Origin of the sequence: Hymenobacter sp. J193, assembly GCF_024700075.1 — a bacterium.
Lineage (GTDB): Bacteria > Bacteroidota > Bacteroidia > Cytophagales > Hymenobacteraceae > Hymenobacter.
On the sequence record NZ_JAJONE010000001.1, the window covers coordinates 1,705,673 to 1,726,022 of the forward strand.

The following is a 20,350-nucleotide window of genomic DNA, read 5'->3' on the forward strand; positions in this document are numbered from 1 at the left end:
CTCCTACTCCCGCTTGGTTTTGAGCACCTGCTTCAGTCCGGCCAGCTCGTCGCGGAGCTTGGCGGCGGTGAGGAAGTCGAGGTCCTTAGCGGCGGCTTCCATCTTCTTTTCGGTTTGCTTGATGAGCTTCTCCAGGTCGGGGCGCGTCATGACGGATACCACCGGCTCGGCCGCAATGGCCAGCGCCACGTCCGCATCGGGGCCGGCATAGCCCTGCGCCTCTACCACCCGGTAGTCCGACAAAGAGGTTTGCCCCATGATTTCGGCGTGGCTCTTGCGCACAGTGCGCGGCGTGATGCCGTGCTCCTCGTTGTAGGCCAGCTGGGTGGCGCGGCGGCGGTTGGTTTCGTCGATGGCACGCTGCATGGAGCCCGTCATCCGGTCGGCGTACATAATCACCTTGCCCCGGTCGTTGCGGGCGGCGCGGCCCATGGTCTGAATCAGGCTGCGCTGGTCGCGCAGGAAGCCTTCCTTATCGGCGTCCAGAATGGCCACGAGGCTTACTTCGGGCAGGTCGAGGCCTTCGCGCAGCAGGTTCACGCCAATGAGCACATCGATTTCGCCCAGGCGCAGCTGGCGCAGAATTTCTACGCGGTCCAGGGTTTTCACGTCGGAGTGCACGTAGCTGGACTTGATGCCCAGGCGCTCCATGTACTTCTGCAACTCCTCGGCCATGCGCTTGGTGAGCGTGGTCACCAGCACCCGGTCGCCCATCTTCACGCGGTTGTCCACTTCGTCCAGCAGGTCGTCGATCTGGTTGCCGCTGGGGCGCAGGTCTATTATGGGGTCGAGCAGGCCGGTAGGGCGAATAATCTGCTCCACCACCACCCCGTTGGCCTGGGTGAGCTCATAATCGGCGGGCGTAGCTGAGACGTACACGGCCTGGCGCACCATGCCCTCAAATTCGTTGAAGGTGAGCGGGCGGTTGTCCATGGCGCTGGGCAGGCGAAAGCCGTACTCTACCAGGGCCGTTTTGCGGCTCCGGTCGCCACCCCACATGGCCCGGATCTGGGGCATGGTGGCGTGGCTTTCGTCCACCACCAGTAGGTAGTCGTCGGGGAAGTAGTCGAGCAGGCAGAACGGGCGGCTGCCGGGCTGGCGGCCGTCGAAGTAGCGCGAGTAGTTCTCGATGCCCGAGCAGTAGCCCAGCTCCCGAATCATTTCCAGGTCGAACTCCGTGCGCTCCATGATGCGCTTGGCCTCCTGGTCGCGGCCCTCCTTTTCAAAGTAGGCGTGCTGCTGCACCATGTCGAACTGAATTTCCTTGATGGCCTGATTCAGGCTGTCCTTGCCCGTCACGAACAGCTGCGCCGGGTACAGGGTCATCGACTTTTCGTCGGCTAGCTTTTTGCCGCTGGTGGGGTCAATCTTATGAATGGCCTCTATTTCGTCGCCGTAGAAGAAAATGCGGTAGGCGTGGTCGGCATAGGCCGGGAAGACATCCACGGTGTCGCCCTTCACCCGGAACGTGCCGCGCGTAAACTCCATTTCAGTGCGCGAGTACAGGATCTGCACAAAGGAATAGAGCAGGTTGTTGCGCGAGTAGCGCAGGCCCGGCGCCAGGTAAATCACGTTTTTGCCGAACTCCTCGGGGTTGCCAATGCCGTAGATGCACGACACCGAGGCCACCACAATCACGTCGCGGCGCCCGCTCAGCAGCGTGGATGTGGTATGCAGCCGCAACTTCTCGATTTCCTGGTTGATGGCCAGGTCTTTTTCGATGAAAACGTCGGTACTGGCAATGTAGGCCTCGGGCTGGTAGTAGTCGTAGTAGCTGATATAGTACTCGACGGCATTGTTGGGAAAGAACTGCTTGAATTCGCCGTAGAGCTGGGCCGCCAGGGTTTTGTTGTGGCAGAGCACCAGGGCTGGCTTACCTGTTTGGGCAATGACGTTAGCCATGGTGAAGGTTTTGCCGGTGCCCGTAGCACCCAGCAGTACCTGCGCCGGCTCGCCGTTGTTCACGCCTTCTACCAGTTGGGCAATGGCGCGGGGCTGGTCGCCGGTGGGCTTGAATTCTGAGGTCAGTTGGTAATCCATGCGGTGGAGAAAGGGAACTTAGCGAAACTGCCTTTGCGGCGGTGCCTGCGCGGGGTAAAGGTCAGCCTTTGATAACTACATTAGCTAAATAGAGGTTTCCTCGGGAAAGAAAAAACCCCGACTGCAGACGCAGCCGGGGCGAAGATTCAAAAGCAGTTGAAGCCAGGAGTTTTGCAGACTGCATCCAGCTTAGCGCGCAGACAGAGCCGGGGCGGCTTTGGCGCCAAACTCCACGCTGGCTTCCAGGCCCACAGAATAGGGGCGCGACTGTTGCCAGTAGGTTTGCGTAGGATTGGCATTCAGCGTGTTGAGGCCGGTCTCGGCCGCCGGACCAAAGGCCAGGGCCCACGAAGCCCCCACGGGGCGGTACTGCATGCCGGCACCACCGCGCACGGACGTCAGCACTTTGCGGTAGGGAGAGTCGCTGGCACCGAGGGAGTAAGACTTCTGTGCTACCAGGTTCTCGTCTTCACCCGAGAAGCGGGTACCCAAAAGCACGTTCACGGCAGCTCCTACGCGGGCATACAGCGACCAGCCGTTTTTGGCTCCGTTGCCGTACTGCACCAGCACCGGCACACCGGCACTCCGGTAGCGGTAGCGGGTTTTCTGCGGCTCATTCAGCACCGTCAGGTCGGTAGCCATCTGGGTACGCACGCGGTCAGTAGATGAGAAACCGCCCGTGAAAGTGGTAGGCGCGGATGCTTCCAGCGCCGCGTAGGAAGTGCGGGAACTGGCCCGGTACTCGGCCGCTTCTACGCCGGTTGCCACGCTCCAGCGGCTGGAAAGCCGACGCCGGGCCAGCAGCATAATCCGCTGCCCCAGGCCCGCCTGCAGGTTTTCCCGGTATTCTTCGGCTCCGTCCTCGTACATGCGGGCGTTTACCAGGGCTGTGGAGGCAATGCGCACATTTGACGCTGGCAATGCTCCGCGCGAGAAATTCATGTTTGGGTTGTAGGACGACAGCGTGTGCCCGCCCCCAAACGTCCAGCCCGTAGCGGTAGGCTGTTTTTTCTCATCTTCCCGGCTCAGCTCATCGGCCCAGGCCAAAGCCGAGCTGGGGTACGCCGGCTGCAGAGAAGAGGGCAGGCTGCTGATATCCGTTGCCAACGCGGTTTCGCGGGGTGCCAGCGCGGCCAGATCAGCGGAAGAAGCAGAGCTACTGGTTGCCAGCAGAGAAGCGGAAGCGGCTGCATCAACCGGAACGGCTAAAGCAGGCCCCGCAGCAATTGAAACGTCAGTACCCGCTTGTGGTGCTGTGGCTGCCGGCCGGAGCACCGCTACTGAGTTGGCGTCGGAAGCCGAAGTTTGAGCAGCAAAACCCGAGGCTGGCAAGCCCGCTTCGGTAGTAGCAGCAGGATTTATGGTAGCTGTTGATGCGGCCACGGCGGCTACCGTAGCAGATGGATCAGCAGCAAAACCCGTCCACCGGTAAGCGCGCTCCTGGCTTGTTGGTGCAGACGCATTGCGGGCTACGGAGGACCCAACTGCCCGGCGCCCGGCAGGCATCGTGTAGCGGGAAGCCGGAGCTTCGGCGGCAGCACCAGCGGCAGCCGGGCTCATCTGCGAGCGGCCGGTCGTAGTGGTGGCTACACTTGCCGTGGTGCGGGCAGCGTTGGAACGGGCAGGCGTTGAAAGGGACGCCGGGACTTCTCCGTTCAGGGCAGGCTGGGCAGCCGAGGCTGAGCGAGAGGCAGCAGAGGTGTTGGCCGCCAGCCCGGCTTCGTGGCCACCGGAGTAGTGCAGCGTAAACCAGGCGCCCATAGCCATGGCGAACAGCAGGCAGGCGGCCGCTGCCCAGCGGTGCAGCTGCAGGCGCTGGCGGTAGGTTTCGTTTTGCTGAACCAGCAGGTCGTGGTCAATCTGCGCCCACAGGTCGGCCCGGGGCGCTACTTCGGCTTCCTCGAACTTCTGTCGAAACAACTGCTCCAGGTTGCCGGTCTGAGGGTTCTGTGGCTTATCGGCTGAAGGTTCCATTGTGACGATGAGCGTCGAGGCGTTCCAGTTTGTTTTTGAGAATAACCCGGGCCCGGGCGTATTGGGATTTGCTGGTACCTTCCGATATCTGCATCAGCTCACCTATTTCCTTGTGGCTGTAGCCTTCGATGGCGAACAGGTTGAACACCATGCGGTAGCGCGGGGCCAAATCCTGAATCATCGTAAGTAGTTCCTCATAACCATAGTTAGCCAGCGTGAATTCCTCGTCGGCCAGCGTTTCGGGGTATTCGCCCTCGCTCACTGCCACCAGCGGAGCGTTGCGGCGGTGCTGGCGCAGGGCGGCATTCACCATAATACGGCGAATCCAGAATTCCAGCGGACACTCACGCCGAAAACCCGGCAGATTGCGAAACACCGTCACGAAGCCTTCCTGCAATACGTCTTCGGCCTCGAAAGTGGTTTGCGCGTAGCGCATGCACACGGCCATCATCTTGCCTGAGAACCGCTCGTATAATTGTTTCTGCGCCAGCCGGCTCCCTGCCAGGCAAGCATCGAGCAGGGCCGATTCGTCTAGGATAGCAGGGGCAGCAATAGGTCGCACGGGAGCGGTACGGGTAACCGTTTCACGGGAATAACTGGAATCGGCGAGCAGACCACGCAGGCCCGACGCCCCAAAACTGGCCGACAGAGCACTCATACGGCACTCCGATCAACCAGACCGGCTCCCAAAGTTACGGCGGAGCAGCCGGTTGGCAGCCCCGCAAAGGTGGATAGATGATGCATAAATGCAGTTGGCTTCGAAGAACCCTATTCAGCCGGCTGGCTACCGGCGTATAAGGGAGAGGCAGCGGCCCGCAAGGAGGTTGCATGCAGGTTTTGCCACCAGCCAAATAACCACCTATCCATCTACAAAGCAGTCTTTTACCGACAAGCAATATCCATGAACGCTAATCCTGACTGGTTACCGAAGCTGTCGGCAACGATTCTGGCTTAAAGCATATTACTGGCGCGGAGCACGGCCGTTACGGCGTCGCGGTACGTGTCGCCGATGGGCAGCAGGCGGCCGGCAATCTGGACTTTACCCCGCTCAATGTGCTCGATGCGGTTCAGGGCCACCAGAAACGACTTGTGGATGCGCGCAAACCGCTCAGGCGGCAGCACCTCCTCCACCCGCCGAAACGACTGCAGCGTCAGCACCTTACCGGTGGTGGTATAAATCATCAGGTACTCCTTCATGCCTTCGATGTAAAGAATATCGTCGAAGGCCACGCGCTGGAGGCGGTGGTCGTTTTTCACGAACATGGCATCGGGCGCGGCAGCCTGAGCCTCGGCGGCCGCAGGGGGCGAAGGGGTTGCGGCCGGAGCGGCCAGCTGCTGGCGTACCTTTTGCACGGCCTGCACGAACCGCTCGAAGGCAATGGGCTTGAGCAGGTAATCGGCCGCGTTCAGCTCGTAGCTGCGCACGGCGTACTGGTCGTAGGCCGTGGTGAATACCACGCGCGGGCCGGGCTGGGGCAGCAGCTGCGCCAGCTGCAAGCCCGTGAGGCGGGGCATGTGAATATCCAGAAAAACTACGTCCACGGGGTTGTCCTGCAGAAACGCCAAGCCCGCCAGCGCATCATGAAACTGCCCCTTCAGCTCCAGGCCGGGTATCTGGGCGCAATAATCGGCCAGCAGCTCCAGGGCCAGGGGTTCGTCGTCCAGAATAGCGCAGGTCATAGCAGAGGGAGATGAGGTGACAGGTGATAAGGGCAATATGGTGGGCAATAACGCAAAAACCAGCTACGGCCCCTACGATGCGGTGCTGGATGGCCGTTTTGCGGCCGCCAGTCGGGAGACTGGCCTCTATGCCATCGGCGGGCAGACGCACCCGCTGCGCGGGCTACGTCTGCCGCCAGGCCTATGGCAGCAGCACCATGGTCACGATGTGCTGGCCGGGCGGAGTTTGCACATCCAGGGCGTAGCGGCTGGGGTAAAGCAGTTCCAGGCGGCGGCGCAGATTTACCAGCCCCACGCCGCCCGGCTGCCGGGGCAGGTCCCGCTCAGCATCGGCAGGCGCCACGTGGTTGAGCACCGAAAATCGTAGCAGGCCATCGGGGGCCAGATGAAGACTGATGTGAACCGCTACGGGACGGGCGGCCAGGTCGCCGTGCTTGAAGGCGTTTTCGACCAGTGGCAGCAGCAGCAGCGGCGCAATGGGGTGGGCACAGTCGGGTCCCGCGCCTTCCACATCGAAGCGGATGGCCTCGGGCGCGGAAGCCGGCAGGCGCAGGCGCTGCAGATCCAGAAAGCTGTGCAGGTGGGCCAGCTCCCGGCTTATGGGCACGGTATCGGTGCTGCTTTCGTAGAGCAGGTAGCGCATGATTTCGGCCAGGCGCAGCACCGCCTCCGGGGCTTTGTCGGACTTGCGGCTGGTCAGCGAGTAGATATTGTTGAGGGTATTGAAGAGAAAGTGCGGGTTGATCTGGGTTTTGAGCATGGCCAGCTCCGTAAGCAGCTGCTGGCGCTCCAGCTCCCGGTGGTTGCGCAGCCCGCTGAGGTAGTCGCCCGTGATGCGTAGGCCCGAGCTGAAAAAGATAGTGCTCAGCCCCAGCAGCGTATAGGGGATAATCATCATGAGCTTCTGCTGGGTGGTCTGGGCTTCTTCCATAGCGCCGCCCCCAATCAAGCCGGAAATGCCAAAGCGCAGCGGCACGTAGGCTGCCAGCAGCAGCAGCACGCCGCCCAGATAGGGCCAGAGCCGACCCCGGCCCACGGTACCTGGCACCAGCACCATCCAGTTGAAATAGAAAATGCTGCCCGACAGCCCATTCGTGAGCAGGGCCCGCAGTACCAGCTGGTCTTGGGGCATCCGGTGCTTGGGCCCAGCATTGAGGTTGCTGTAGACGGCCAGTCCGTCAAGCAGCAGCAGGGCGCCCCAGAACAGGAAATGCACCCATTTGGGTACGGCGGCTTCCTCGGAGCGGGGCCACCACTCCAGGCGGGAAAAGGCGCGCAGTCGGGCCCGACGGCTTTGTGGGGAAGCGGCCGACGAGGGCGCATCAAGAGTAGAAGCAACGGTTTGCACCCCGGAAGATAGGCAGACGCCGGATTTTGGCGGGTTCATCTTCAACCAATGCCCCGTCCGGCTTCAACCAACGGCGCACTTTCCGCCCCCAATCCGTGTCCCCTGCTGATTAGCTGAGTTTCGGGTCTGTTTTTCGGGTTGAAGCGGCAAAAACCGCCATTGCCGGGAAAGCCGGCCGGCTTGGTTGAATACCCGGAAAAGCACCGGAAGCAGCCGCTACGTTTGCTGTCGTCTACTCTGCTTTTCTGCGCTATGAACTCAACTACTGCTCCGCTCCTGGTCGAAACCCGCGACCTGTCTTTCCAATTCGGCCAGCGGCCCATTCTGCACAGCTTGCCGCTGCAGGTGCCGGCCGGCAGCATCTACGGCTTTCTGGGGCCCAACGGGGCCGGCAAAAGCACCACCATGCGGCTGCTGCTGGGGCTGCTGCAACCCACGGCCGGCTCGGTTTACCTGTTTGGCTACGAGCTGCGCCGCCACCGCGTGGCTTTGCTCAGCCGGGTGGGGGCCCTCATCGAAAACCCTTCGCTCTACGACCACCTCACGGGCTTTGAGAATGTGGAAGCCACCCGCCGCCTGCGCGGCGTGCCGGCCCACCGCACCGCCGAGGTGCTGGAAATAGTAGGCCTGACAGAGGCCGCCCGCCGCCCGGCCCGCGAGTATTCCCTGGGCATGCGCCAGCGCCTGGGCCTGGCCACCGCCCTGCTCTCCGACCCCGCCCTGCTGCTGCTCGACGAGCCCACCAACGGCCTCGACCCCAATGGCATCATCGACATGCGGGAGCTGCTGCGCCGCCTGCGCGACGACCACGGCAAAACCATCATTGTCTCAAGCCACCTCATCAGTGAAATAGAGAAAGTGGCCACCCACGTGGGCGTCATTCAGCAGGGGCGAATGGCGTTCCAGGGCAGCCTGCCCGACCTGCAGCGCCTGCAAACCGGCCGGGCGCGCCTGGTGCTCGAAACCGACAGCGCCGACACCTGCCGCAACCTGCTGCCCCGGCTGCTGGGCTCAGCCCAGGTAATTGGCACCGGTACGCTGTGGCTGCCCTGGCTCACGCCTGCCCAAACGGCCGAAGTAGCCGCCGCTGTGGTAGGCGCCGGGCTGCCGCTCTACGGCCTGCGCCTGGAGCAGCCTTCCCTCGAAGAAACTTTCCTGCACCTCACCGAAAACGCTGCTATCTAATGACTACCCTTTCTGCCTCCGACTCTTTCCTGGCTTTGCCAGTTGCCCCGGCTCCCCTCACCCAACTGCGCCGCAGCCTGCAGGCTGATACCCTCAAGCTACGGCGCACGGCGGCCCTACGGCTGACGCTTTTCAGCGGGGCGCTGCCGGTGTTGCTGGTGTTCATGATTTACCTGTTCAAGGGTCACGCCATCGTCAAGCCGGGCACCGACCCGTGGCCGAGCTTCCTGATGCGCTCCTGGCAAACGGCAGGCACCCTGCTGCTGCCGCTGTTTGTGGTGCTGCTTACCAGCCTGCTCGTGCACGTCGAAACCAAGGCCACGGCCTGGAAGCATCTGTATGCGCAGCCGGTGGGCCGCGGGGCGGTATTCGTTTCCAAGCTGCTGGTGCTACTGGCGCTGAACGCGGTGGCGCTGCTGCTCTTTGCCGGCTTATTGCTGGGTGCCGGCGCCCTGCTGATGCTGGTGCGGCCTAAGCTGGGTTTCCAGAGCCACGCTATTCCGCTGGAAACCATCGTTTGGATGCTGGGCCGCACTTACGTAGCCACATTGGGGCTGCTGGCTGTGCAGTACATCGTGAGCTTGTTTTGGCGCTCCTTCGTGGTACCAGTGGGCATTGGCATGGGCGCGGTGGTATCGACCATTGCCCTGCTGCAGTGGGAGCATGCCGATAAAATCCCGTACGCGGCCCCACTGGGCACGGCTGTAGCCCTGCGCCTCGATAAAGTGAAGGGCATCGTGGTGGCCCACGAGCTGGCTTCGCACGAATGGTATAGTCTGGCCTGGTTTGCGGGCTCCCTGGTAGTAGGCTACATCCTGCTACAGCGGCGCACCATCACTGCTTGAGGCCGCGCGGGTACGGCCGGCTGGCGCGCCCGTTCACGCCGATAAATGGCCCGTTGGTTGGAATAAAACCGGCCTGCCGCAACCCTACCGTAGTTTTGCAGTCATTGACGCGCTGCTTATACCACTCGGCCAACAGGCTTGTCGGCTGACATCTGCTACCACCGCAACCGGTCTGTCTGAGCTGAACCAGCACCCTGCTCCGCTCTTTTTTCACGCTTCCTTCTTACCGCTATGAAACACACGTATCTCCCCCTGGTACTGACGAGCCTGCTCGCAGCGCCTGCCCTGGCCCAAACCACGCCCGCCCCCGCTCCTGCTGGTCAGCGGCCCACCGGCGGCACCGTAACGGCCACCAGCACCGCACTGCCCGCCGCGCCCCAGGGCACCGGCCGCCTCGAAGGCACCGTGCTGGATGCCACCACCAAAAAGCCCGTGGAGTACGCCACGGTGGCTTTGCTGCCGGCCAACGGCGAAGTGCCGCTGGATGGGACCGTGGCCGATGACCGTGGCCGCTATCAGCTGAAAAACCTGGCCCCCGGCGCCTACCGCCTCCAGGTTACCTTCATCGGCTACGCGGCCCAAACCGTAGCCGTAACGGTAACCGACGGCTCCACCACCGTACCAGCCGTGGCCCTGACTTCCAGCACCCAGAAGCTGGGGGAGGTGACGGTAACGGGTGAGCGGCCCGTGGTGGAAAGCAAGCCCGACCGCCTGGTGTACAACGCGGCCCAGGATGCTACCAACCGCGGGGGCACGGCCGCCGATGTGCTGCGCAAAGCCCCTATGCTGAGCGTGGACCCCGACGGTAACCTGCAGCTGAACGGCTCGGCCAACGTGCGGGTGCTCATCAACGGCAAGCCCTCGGCGGTGGTGTCCGGTGACCTGGCCCAGGCCCTCAAGCAGCTGCCCGCCGACCAGATCAAGAACGTGGAGGTAATTACCTCGCCCTCGGCCAAATACGATGGCGAAGGCTCCGGCGGCATCGTGAACATCGTGCTCAAGGAAAACAACCTGCAGGGCATCAACGGCAACGTGGGCCTGGCCCTGGGCACGCGCAACTCCAACGGCAATCTGGGCCTGAACGCCCGCAAAGGCAAGCTGAGCCTCTCGTCGGCGCTAAATGGGTGGTCGTTCTACGCCCCCGGCGACCAGGAAGTAGACCGCACCGACCGCACTGCCGATGGGGCCACGATTGGCTACCTACGCCAGCGCAACGACGGCTTCGGCTTCGGGGGCGGCGGCAATGGTCGTATCGGGCTGGACTACGAGCCGGCGCCCAACCACGCCCTCAGCCTGGCCTTCAACGGCAGCTTGTTCCGCAACCGCTTCGATGTGGACATCGACAACCAATACACCTCGCCCACCGGGGAGCCCCTCGGCAGCGGCCAACTAGGCAACTACGAGCGCGAAACGATGCAGAAGTTCCGCACCCAGAGCTACGACCTGACGGGCACCTACACGCGCACCTTCGGGCAGGGCAGCCGCCGCGAGTGGACGGTGTTGGCCCAGCACTCCCGCAACCGCAACTACCGCTTCTACGACGTGGACCAGTTCTCCCGCGAAAATGCCAACCCCGATGGCACACCCGATTTTCAGGAGTTCAGCCCCAACACGGCCCGCAACCTGGAAACCACCATCCAGACCGACTACGTGCTGCCCATCAAGGAAAAGCAGACCCTGGAGTTTGGCGGTAAGCTTATCAAGCGTACGGTGGAAAGTGACTACCGCGTAAGCCGGGCTAAGGCAGACGGCATCTTTACGGAAGAAAGCGCCCTCACCAACACCTATGACTATAACCAGGACGTGCAGGCCGGCTACGCCACCTATGCCACCCCCCTGGGCAAAAACTACACCGTACGGCTGGGGGCCCGCGTGGAGCGCACCGAACTGCAGGGCAACTTCCAGACCCAGGACAAGCCGTTCGGTCTTGAATTTACCAACCTGCTGCCCAACGTGGCCCTCACGCGCAACCTCAAGCAGCCGGGCTCTACGGTGCGCCTGAGCTACTCGCGCCGGATTCAGCGGCCCAGCATTTTCTACCTGAACCCCTACCGCAACGAATCCGACCCGCGCAACATCTCCGTGGGAAACCAGGAGCTGAAGGCCGAGTTCACCGATAATCTGGAACTGAACTGGAACACCTTCGTGAAGAGCTCCGTGCTGAACGTGACGCTCTACACCCGGCAAACCAACAACGCCATTGAGCGCGTGAACAACACCGAGGACGACGGCCGCGTGGTGGCCACCTACGGCAACGTGGCCCGCAACCAGACCTACGGCCTCAACCTGTTCGGCTCGTTCAAGCCCCTGCCCAAGTGGGATATCAGCGGCAACGTGAGTGCCTACTACGTGTACCTGTTCAGCCAGGAACTTACCAACCGGGGCCAGCGCGGCAAAAACTCCGGCGTGGTGTACTCGGCCAACATCAACTCGGGCTACAAGTTCGACAAGGGCTTGAGTCTGCAGTTCTTCGGCATGCTCAACTCGCCCCGCATTCAGCTCCAGGGAAAAAGCTCGGCCTGGCAGATGTACTCCATCGGGCTGCGCAAGGAGCTGTTCAAGGGTAAAGGCGACTTCACGCTCAACGCCGACAACCCCTTCACGCGCTACGTGAAGCTGGTAAACGACTTCGACAACGGCTTTTCGGACTCGCGCAACACTACCTTCATCTACAACCGCGGTGTGCGGGCCGCTTTCAGCTACCGCTTCGGCAAGCTCGAAAACAAGCCCCAGCGCCCCAAGCGCAGCATCCGCAACGACGACCAGAAAGCCGGCGAAGGCGGCGGCCAGGGCCAGCAGTAATCCTGTTTGAATGATTGAGTGAAATTGGTGGAACGGCCCGGTGCAATGCGCCGGGCTGTTTTTTTATGGAGGGGAAACCGCTGTCATTGCGAGGCGGAGCCGAAGCAATCCGTCCTGAGCAAAACCAGACACTCCTTTTTACCAAAAAGCCCTGGCGCCTGGGCTGCCGTCATTGCGAGCATGTGGCGCATCAAACCAGGGTCGAAGCAATGACGGCGGTTGTTCTGCCGGGGGATTGTCACATCCTGAGGCTTGCCACGTTGTCCAGGACGGATTGCTTCGGCTACGCCTCGCAATGACAGTGGTTTTTTCCGGCCAGTTTTTATTTCACCCCTTGCCAACGCTGGCGCTATTTTATGACTCCCTGCGTGAAATACTGGCCGGGCTTGCAGCGTTTCCGGAATTCTGCTGTTAGTGGCGTGTCTGTCGATTCTTCTTTTATCCTTTCGTTTTATGAAGCAGTGGTTACACCTGCTGCTGCCGGCTTTGCTGGCAGCCTCTCCTACCCTGGCCCAGACTACCCCGGCCGCTCCCACGCAAACTGCTACCAAAGGCACCGGCCGCCTTTCCGGTCGGGTGCTGGATGCGGCCACCCAGAAGCCGGTGGAATACGCCACCGTGGTGTTGCTGCCCGCGACGGGCACGGCGGCCCTGGCCTCTACTACCGGCGACGAGCAGGGCCGGTTTGAACTGAAGAACCTGCCGGCCGGCTCTTTTCGGCTGCAGCTTAGCTTTGTGGGCTACACCACGCGCATCGAAAATGTAACGGTGACGGGGCAATTGACGGACCTGGGCGCCCTCACCCTGGCCACCAGCACGCAGAAGCTGGGCGAAGTAACCGTGACCGGAGAGCGGCCCGTTATCGAAAGCAAGCCCGACCGCCTCGTGTACAACGCCGATCAGGATGCCACCAACGCCGGCGGCACGGCCTCGGATATTCTGCGCAAAACCCCCATGGTGAACGTGGACGGGGACGGCAACGTGCAGCTGCGCGGCACCTCCAACGTGCGTATTCTCATCAACAATAAGCCTTCGGCCATGCTCTCGGGCAATCTGGCGGAGGCGCTGAAGCAGATTCCGGCCGACCAGATCAAGGCTATTGAAGTGGTGACTTCGCCCTCGGCCAAGTACGATGCCGAAGGCTCGGGCGGGGTCATCAACATCGTGCTGAAAAAGAACTCCCTCGAAGGCACCAACGGCAGCGTGGGGGCTACGGCCGGCAACCGCAACCAAAGTTTGAATGGCTCCCTCAACGCCAAGCGGGGCAAGTTTGGCGTTAATACCAAGCTGACGGGCTTCCGCAACCTCTACCCCTACCGCTCCAGCACTACCCGCACCGACTTTGTGCCCGGTACCGCCGGCGGTGAACGTCAGGTGCTGGGCCAGCTGGAGCAGCGGAGCGTGTCGGAGAATACGGGCAAGGGCGGCTACGGGCAGGTGGAGTTCACCTACGACCCTTCGCCCCTACACAGCTTCACACTCAGCGGCAACGGCAACCAGTACCAGAGCAGCTCGCCCCAAGAGTTGTTCAACGAATATCGGCAAACCACGCCGTCGGCTCCCGGCCAGTTCTCGCTCGATACGCTGTACTCCCGCGACATCGTGCAGCAGTTTCAGTTCCGCAACTACGACCTGAACGCGAGCTATACGCGCACCTTCGGCGAAGCCCAGCCCCGCCGTGAGTGGAGCGTGCTGGCCCAGCACACCCAGAACCGCAACACCCAGGAGTACAGTCTCGATCAGTACCACGCCGCCGATGTGCAAAAGGGGCCGCTGGAATACCAGGAGCGCAGCAACAACCTGGCCCGCAACACTGAAACCACCCTCCAAACCGACTACACTCACCCGTTCAGCCCGACCAGCACCCTGGAGGCTGGGGCCAAAACCATCCGCCGCACCGTCAGCAGCGACTACAGCCTCGATACGCTGCTCACAAACGTGCACCCCGACTTCGTGCGCAGTGTGCGCCGCTCCAATGCCTTCGACTACAACCAGAACGTGCTGGCGGCCTACGCCACCTATGGCTTCACGCTCGACTCGGTGTACAACTTCAGTTTGGGCGCCCGCCTGGAGCGCACCGATATTCAGGGTGAGTTTCAGGGAGAAAACGGCCGGTTTTCTAATGACTACCTGAACGTGCTGCCCAACCTGAGCGTGACGCGCACCCTCGGCAAGCCTGGCCAGACGCTGCGCCTGAGCTACTCCCGCCGCATTCAGCGCCCGCAGATTTACTACCTGAACCCCTACGTGAACCAGAGCACGCCCAGCAGCATCAGCTACGGCAACCCCAACCTCTCGCCCGAAATCACAGACTCCTATGAGCTGAGCTACGGCACCTTCGGGGAGAAAACGTCTTTAAACGTGTCGACTTACACGCGGCGCACAGGCAACTCCATTGAGGAGTTCAACCGCTACAACGAGGCGCTGGCCCGCACCGAAACCACCTTCGGCAACCTGGCTACTAACACTACTTTTGGCCTGGGCCTGTACGGCTCCTGGAAGCCCGTTAAGGGCTGGGACATCAGCAGCAACATCAACACCGATTACACCCGCATCTACAGTGCCGCCCTCAGCCGCACGAGCAGCCGCCTGAACGGCTCCATGAACCTGAATACGTCCCTGAAGTTGGGCAAAGTGTATTCCCTGCAGGGCTTCGGCGGCGGCTGGACCGGCGGCGTGCAGCTCCAGTCGCGCTACGCGGGCGGCATATGGTACGGCCTGGGCGTCAAGCGCACTTTGCTCAAGGAAAAAGCCGACCTCACCTTCAATGCCAGCAATTTCCTGCAGAATGGGCGGGCCTTCCGCAATACCACCGAAACCGACCAGTTCCGCAGCACCGGCACCTGGTTTCAGTACAACCGCGGCGTGCGTCTGTCCTTCAACTACCGCTTTGGCAAGCTGGATAGCGGCTCCCAGCGCCAGCGCCGCACCATCCAGAACGACGACTCCAAGCAAGGCGGCAGCAAAGGCGGCCAGTAGCGGTGAGAGGGGTGACACGTAATACGTGACAGGTAACACGTTGTCATGGCGAGGCATGTGGCGCATCAAGCCAGTGTCCGAAGCCATCCTTCCTGAGCAGCGTACCACTTCCTTTACCACAAAGCCCCTGACGTCTGTGCTGACGTCAGGGGCTTTGTGGTAAAGGGAGCTGGCTGGTTTTGCAAGCTAAAGGCTTCACTGCCCTTACTATGACAACGTGTTACCTGTCACCTGTTACTCTGCTTCACTTCCTCCAGATGTCCCAGGCAGCTTCGGCTTGCAGGCAGAGCATTTCGAAGCCGTTTTTGGTGGCTGCGCCCTGGGCCTGGCCCCGCTTCATAAACTCGGTTTCGCGGGGGTTGTACACCAGGTCGTAGAGAAAGTGCTCGGGGGTGAGGGCTTCGTAGGGCAGAGCCGGGCAGTCATCTACGTTGGGGTAAGTGCCCACGGGCGTGGTGTTGATGATGAGCTGATGACCGCGCAGCAGCTCCGGCGTAAGCTCCTCATAGGTGAGGCCCGCGCCGAGCGGGTGGCGCGACACAATCCAGTAGCCAATATTCAGGTCGCGCAGGGCTACTTCCACGGCTTTGGCGGCTCCCCCGTTGCCCAGCACCAGCGCCCGGCCTTCGAAGCCCCGAGGCAGAAAGTCTCGCACCGACTCCCGGAAGCCAATCATGTCGGTGTTATGGCCGATCAGCCGGCCGTCGGGGCGAAACTCGATAACGTTGACGGCCCCTACGCGGGCGGCCGTGGGCGCCGTATCGTGCAGGAACGTCCACACGTTTTCCTTGTAGGGAATCGTCACGTTGAGGCCGCGCAGCTCGGGGTGGCGCTCCAGCAGCGCCGGCAGCTCGTCGATGAATGGCAGCTCAAACAGCTCGTAGTGATGATCCGCCAGCTGCAGGCTCTGAAACTTCTGGGTGAAGTACGTCTGGGAGAACGAGTGCGTCAGGGTGCGCCCCAACAATCCGTAGGTAGGCATAAGAACTGAAAACAGAGCGGTAAGCAACGAAAAAACCACCTCAACCCCATGCGGCCAGGTGGTTTTTCTACGTAAAGTTCGGGCAAACTATCTATCCTCGAGGGGCCGCTTGGTAGTTCGCGCTTTGGCAAACTCCCACACGGCTGGCAGCACCGACAGCACGATAATGGCCAGTACCACCAGCGAGAAGTTCTTCTGCACCACCGGAATCTGCCCGAAGAAATAGCCCGCACCCGTCAGCAGTGTCACCCACAGCACGGCGCCTATAATGTTGTACGAAAGAAACTTGCTGTAGCTCATGGTCCCCACGCCTGCCACAAAGGGCGCAAACGTGCGGATAATGGGAATAAAGCGGGCCAGAATGATGGTTTTGGCTCCGTGCTTTTCGTAGAAGCCCTGGGTGCGCTCCAGGTGCTCCCGCTTTAGAAACCGGGAGTTCTCGCGAAACACGCGCGGCCCCAGGTAGTCGCCGATGTGGTAGTTGAGCGTGTCGCCCAGCACGGCGGCCACAATCAGCAAACCCATCATCATCCACACGTTGAGCGGGGAGCCGGGCAGGGCCGCCAGCGAGCCAGCCGCGAACAGCAGCGAGTCGCCGGGCAGGAAAGGCAGAATAACCACCCCGGTTTCCACAAAAATAATCAGGAAGAGAATAGCGTAGGTCCACGCCCCGTACTGCTGGATTATCTCGGCCAGGTGCTTGTCGAGATGCAGAATAAAGTCAAGAATCTGTTTCAGAAAATCCATCAGAAGAAGAAAAGGCGCGACCAGCCGCACCACAAAGAAAGCAGGCGTGCCGCATATATCCGTGCCGCCCGCCCCTACGGCTTGCGGGCCACTACCAACTGGTTGAGCTTTTCTACCCGCTGAAACACGCGCAACTCCAGTCCCAGCTGCGCGGCGTGCTGGTGCAGGGTTGCCGTGAGGGCCGCGTGGCCGGGCGCTTCAATGGCATTGAGCAGCACCGAGCCGCCAGGCTCCAGCAGCCGGTGCAGCGCCTGCCAGAACGGCAAGCCAAACACCTCCGGCGGTATCTGGCTGTCAATCGAAATATCCACGATGATGAGGCCAAACCTCTCCGGGGCCTGCTGTACCCAGGCAAAGGCATCGGCCTGCACAATACGCAGCTCCGGCCCGGCCGTAATGCCAAACTCCTCGGCGGCCAGCTGAATTACGGCCGGGTCCAGCTCCACGGCCGTGATGGGGTGGCGGTAGTGCAGCTCCTGGCGCAGCGTCTGTATCACCGAGCCGCCGCCCAGCCCCAGCAGCAGCACATGCCGCACGGCTTCCAGCGGAATCTGCTGCAGACCAAACCGCAGTACTCGCTGTAGGGCCCCGTAGGAGTAGTTGGCCGTGCGCGAATCGAGCACCTTGCGCCCCTGGTAGAGCGTGACTTCCAGCTCCCCGCTCACGGCCGAGGGCACACGGCGCGTAAATGGAAACAGGTAGCTCAGAAGCTTTTTCATAGGCCCGCAGATTTCCGCGAAAGTACGGCGGTAAACCGTCATGCTTCGACTTCGCTCAGCGCGACAGAAAGCCCGCTCTGCAATTCCCCAATCCCCTACCCTTCGGCCGTGATGCGCCAGAGCTTGCCGGCAGCATCATCGGCGACGAGCAGGGCACCATCCGGCAGCACGGTGATGCCCACGGGGCGGCCGTACACTTCCTTTTCGGCTTCGTTGGCAATGAAACCCGTTACGAAGTCTTCCATCGGGCCGCTGGGCTTGCCGTTGCGGAATGGCACGAACACCACTTTGTAGCCCGAGAAGGCCGCGCGGTTCCAGGAGCCATGCTGCCCGATGAACGCACCGTTCTGGTATTTGGCAGGAAAACCCTTCTGGTCGTAAAAAGCCAGACCCAGCGAAGCCGTGTGCGGGCCCAGCGCTACCTCCGGCACCAGGGTTTTGGCTACCAGGTCGGGCCGCTCGCCTTTGCGGCGGGGGTCTTCGTGCCGGCCAAAGTAGGCGTAGGGCCAGCCATAAAACCCACCTTCGCGCACACTCGTCAGGTAGTCGGGCACCAGCTCGTCGCCCAGCTCGTCGCGCTCATTCACGGCCGTCCAGAGGGTAGTGGTACCGGGAGCCCAGTCCATACCTACGGGGTTACGCAGGCCGCTGGCGTAGATCCGCTCGCCCGAGCCGTCGGGGTTTATTTCCAGTATGTTGGCGCGCCGCTCTTCTTCCTTGATTCCGTGCTCCGCCACATTGGAGGCAGAGCCCACGCTCACGTAGATTTTTCGCCCATCGGCTGAAGCCAGCAGGTTGCGCGTCCAGTGGTTGTTGTAGCCGCCTTTGGGCAGTTCCAGGATTTTCTCGCCCGGGCCGCTGATAGCGGTCTGCCCGGTCGTGTAGGGGTAGCGCCACACGCCGTTGGTATTGGCCACGTAAAAGTGGGCGCCCAGCAGCAGCATGCCAAAAGGCTGCTCCTGATCTTTCAGAAATACTTCCCGCACCTCGGGTTTGCCGTCTTTGTTGGTGTCGCGCAGCAGCGTAATGCGGTTGGCACTCGTTAGGCGCAGCGACTTGGATGGGTCAAGCTTAAGGGCAGCGGCGGCTTTTTCCTTGGCATCTGAGGGGACAGTGTTAGATTCCGCCACCAGCACGTCACCGTTGGGCAGCACGTAGGTGTTGCGGGGGCTTTCGAGGTTGCTGGCATATTCCGTCACGCGGAAGCCTGTCGGCACCGTGGGAACCTTGCCCGCCGGCCAGCCAATCACCTTACTGCGCTTGGTGGTAGACTTGGTAGCATAGGGCGCCGGTAAATCCACCCCGGTGGTGGCTGTAGCTACGGTATCGGCGGGGGTATTGGCCTGGGCTTCGGCCTTTTCCTGCTGGCTGGGCTGAGAGCCGCAGGCGGCCAGAAATATCAGCACGGCTAGGCCAGCCGGTGCGCGCAAAGAGAAGAGGTGGTTCGACATGGGTAGTACAGGCAAGGCTCCGGCTTTGTAGTGGAGCTTTGCTTGTACTACCAGGAACAGGAAGAGGTTGGCCTCTACGCTCCGGATAAGCCGGCGGAGGTGGCAGGCCTGGCTTACTAAGGCTGCTGATAGAAACGCTGATCGGGCCGGACAATGCGCCACCGGGCCAGCATTTGCATGGCTACCTCCGAGTCGGGCGCGTTGGTAGTGGGCGACCAGGCCATAATAGCGCAGGGATAGGGCAGCAAGGTTACTGTTTCCCGGGAGTTTTGCAGGTATTCCAGGGCGGCCCGCTCACAGGTTTTTGCATCGTCCAGCGGGCGGTCGGAGTTGGTGTAGATGAATACAAACAGCGCCAGCATTGCCCCGTAGGCCGCCCGCCAGCGCCCGGCCAGGTGACGCACCAGGTATACGGCCGAAATAGCGAAGAAGAATGTCAGCCCCAGGGTGATGGGAATCAGGGTATCGCGCCGAATCACATTGGGCCTATAGCCCCGGTACCCGCCCAGGGGCAGCAGTGCCAGGTACACCAGCGCCAGCACAAACACCCAGTTGCCCAGCACCAGCAGGCGGCGGCGCTCCGGGGTGAGAGGCAATGCCCGCAGGAAATAATGATTTACTACTGCCACCAGCAGGAGCACTGGCACTCCCAGGCCACCGGCCAGCTCGTAGTAGATGCCCATCCACAGCTTCTCATAACGCTCCTTTACGGCCAGCTCGGATGATGTATTTTCGATGTTATACTGCCCTACATACAAGGAATACAAGCCCATCAGCACCGTGAAGCCCAACACTAGCCACACGCGCCAGGGCGTAGCGGCCAATGCTTGCCGGAAGCGCCCCGGCCATGAGGCCTGCTCTTTGCTTTGCTGCCACCCCCGCACCAGCAGCCGAAGCATAAGCGAAGGAGCCAGCAGCAGCAGCAGGGCCGGAATCAGGGGGCCACTTAGCGCAAGCACTACGGCAAGCAGTAGCCACAGTAGCACCCACCAAGTGCCTGGCAAAAGTGGTCGACCAAACCAGGCTGCTAAGTGAAACGGCAACAGATACACCAGCAGCCAAATAACCGGCACCGCATAAAAGGAGGCGTAGGAAATGCACCAGTCCACAACGGCCATTTCCTCGGCGTAGCCCTTCACCTGGAATATCGGCGTCACCAGGGCCATAGCCAGCCACAGGCGCGGCCGCGTAAGTCGCCAGGTGCCCGTAGCCATTATGCCCAACAGATACACCAGCGCTGCCTGAGCAAGGGCTTTGAGCAGCGCACAGGCCACATACACACTATCGATGGGCGAAAAAACCACTTGCAGCCAGCGTGGCACATGGTGGAAGTAAAGCCCGGTAAAGGCATAGGCGAAGTAGCGGTTGGGACCCAGGTAATACTCTTGGTTGCGCCAGGCACGTATCCCCAGGGGGCTGGTCAGCACTGGGCTGTTGGAGGGGCCAGGCAGGGCAATAGAGGATAAGTCTCCATCCAGCGGAATCTGATAATATTGCCGAAAGGAGTAAGTTAAATCCAGCAGCACAAAAAATACCAGCAGCCAGCCGACCCAGGAAAACCGTTGCTTCATAGAGTATTTGTCGCACGTATATGTATA

Annotated in this window: 14 protein-coding genes; 4 read left to right on the forward strand and 10 right to left on the reverse strand. The window is 61.5% G+C overall.

What is annotated here, in order from left to right:
* Positions 1 to 3: 3 nt before the first annotated feature.
* The 5 genes from uvrB to LRS06_RS07365 form a co-directional block, all read right to left on the reverse strand.
* Positions 4 to 2,040 carry an excinuclease ABC subunit UvrB gene (uvrB, locus tag LRS06_RS07345; protein ID WP_257870886.1) on the reverse strand — a complete coding sequence of 679 codons (2,037 nt, stop codon included), beginning with the start codon at positions 2,038 to 2,040 and terminating at the stop codon, positions 4 to 6.
* A 189-nt stretch (positions 2,041 to 2,229) separates the two neighbouring features.
* Positions 2,230 to 4,014, reverse strand: a complete 1,785-nt coding sequence (locus LRS06_RS07350; RefSeq protein WP_257870887.1) for a PorT family protein — start codon at positions 4,012 to 4,014, stop codon at positions 2,230 to 2,232.
* Positions 3,995 to 4,576 (reverse strand): RNA polymerase sigma factor, encoded by a 582-nt coding sequence (locus LRS06_RS07355; RefSeq protein ID WP_257870888.1) that lies wholly within the window; start codon positions 4,574 to 4,576, stop codon positions 3,995 to 3,997. Before LRS06_RS07355 ends, LRS06_RS07350 begins: the two co-directional genes overlap by 20 nt.
* Positions 4,577 to 4,965: 389 nt before the next feature.
* Positions 4,966 to 5,694: a LytTR family DNA-binding domain-containing protein gene (locus LRS06_RS07360; protein ID WP_257870889.1), complete on the reverse strand. Its 729-nt coding sequence runs from the start codon at positions 5,692 to 5,694 to the stop codon at positions 4,966 to 4,968.
* 181 nt (positions 5,695 to 5,875) lie between these two features.
* Positions 5,876 to 7,042 carry a sensor histidine kinase gene (locus LRS06_RS07365; protein ID WP_257870890.1) on the reverse strand — a complete coding sequence of 389 codons (1,167 nt, stop codon included), beginning with the start codon at positions 7,040 to 7,042 and terminating at the stop codon, positions 5,876 to 5,878.
* Positions 7,043 to 7,294: 252 nt separating this feature from the next.
* Here LRS06_RS07365 and LRS06_RS07370 point away from each other — a divergent pair, with 252 nt between their 5' ends.
* The 4 genes from LRS06_RS07370 (at position 7,295) to LRS06_RS07385 (ending at position 14,853) form a co-directional block, all read left to right on the forward strand.
* Complete coding sequence (locus tag LRS06_RS07370) at positions 7,295 to 8,227, forward strand: ABC transporter ATP-binding protein (protein WP_257870891.1); 933 nt, start codon at positions 7,295 to 7,297, stop codon at positions 8,225 to 8,227.
* Positions 8,227 to 9,072, forward strand: coding sequence for an ABC transporter permease (locus LRS06_RS07375; RefSeq protein ID WP_257870892.1), 846 nt, complete (start codon positions 8,227 to 8,229; stop codon positions 9,070 to 9,072). Before LRS06_RS07370 ends, LRS06_RS07375 begins: the two co-directional genes overlap by 1 nt.
* Positions 9,073 to 9,303: 231 nt before the next feature.
* Positions 9,304 to 11,874 (forward strand): TonB-dependent receptor domain-containing protein, encoded by a 2,571-nt coding sequence (locus LRS06_RS07380; RefSeq protein WP_257870893.1) that lies wholly within the window; start codon positions 9,304 to 9,306, stop codon positions 11,872 to 11,874.
* 453 nt (positions 11,875 to 12,327) lie between these two features.
* On the forward strand, positions 12,328 to 14,853 hold the full coding sequence (locus LRS06_RS07385; protein ID WP_257870894.1) for a TonB-dependent receptor domain-containing protein: 2,526 nt from the start codon (positions 12,328 to 12,330) through the stop codon (positions 14,851 to 14,853).
* Positions 14,854 to 15,097: 244 nt separating this feature from the next.
* Here LRS06_RS07385 and LRS06_RS07390 read toward each other — a convergent pair whose 3' ends face one another.
* The 5 genes from LRS06_RS07390 to LRS06_RS07410 form a co-directional block, all read right to left on the reverse strand.
* Entirely contained in the window at positions 15,098 to 15,835 is a 738-nt protein-coding gene (locus tag LRS06_RS07390) for a shikimate dehydrogenase (protein WP_257870895.1), read from the reverse strand.
* Positions 15,836 to 15,922: 87 nt separating this feature from the next.
* Complete coding sequence (locus LRS06_RS07395) at positions 15,923 to 16,582, reverse strand: DedA family protein (protein WP_257870896.1); 660 nt, start codon at positions 16,580 to 16,582, stop codon at positions 15,923 to 15,925.
* 74 nt (positions 16,583 to 16,656) lie between these two features.
* Positions 16,657 to 17,301 carry a spermidine synthase gene (locus LRS06_RS07400; protein WP_257870897.1) on the reverse strand — a complete coding sequence of 215 codons (645 nt, stop codon included), beginning with the start codon at positions 17,299 to 17,301 and terminating at the stop codon, positions 16,657 to 16,659.
* A gap of 95 nt (positions 17,302 to 17,396) precedes the next feature.
* On the reverse strand, positions 17,397 to 18,752 hold the full coding sequence (locus tag LRS06_RS07405; RefSeq protein ID WP_257870898.1) for a sorbosone dehydrogenase family protein: 1,356 nt from the start codon (positions 18,750 to 18,752) through the stop codon (positions 17,397 to 17,399).
* 116 nt (positions 18,753 to 18,868) lie between these two features.
* Complete coding sequence (locus LRS06_RS07410; protein WP_257870899.1) at positions 18,869 to 20,323, reverse strand: hypothetical protein; 1,455 nt, start codon at positions 20,321 to 20,323, stop codon at positions 18,869 to 18,871.
* Between the last annotated feature and the right edge of the window lie 27 nt (positions 20,324 to 20,350).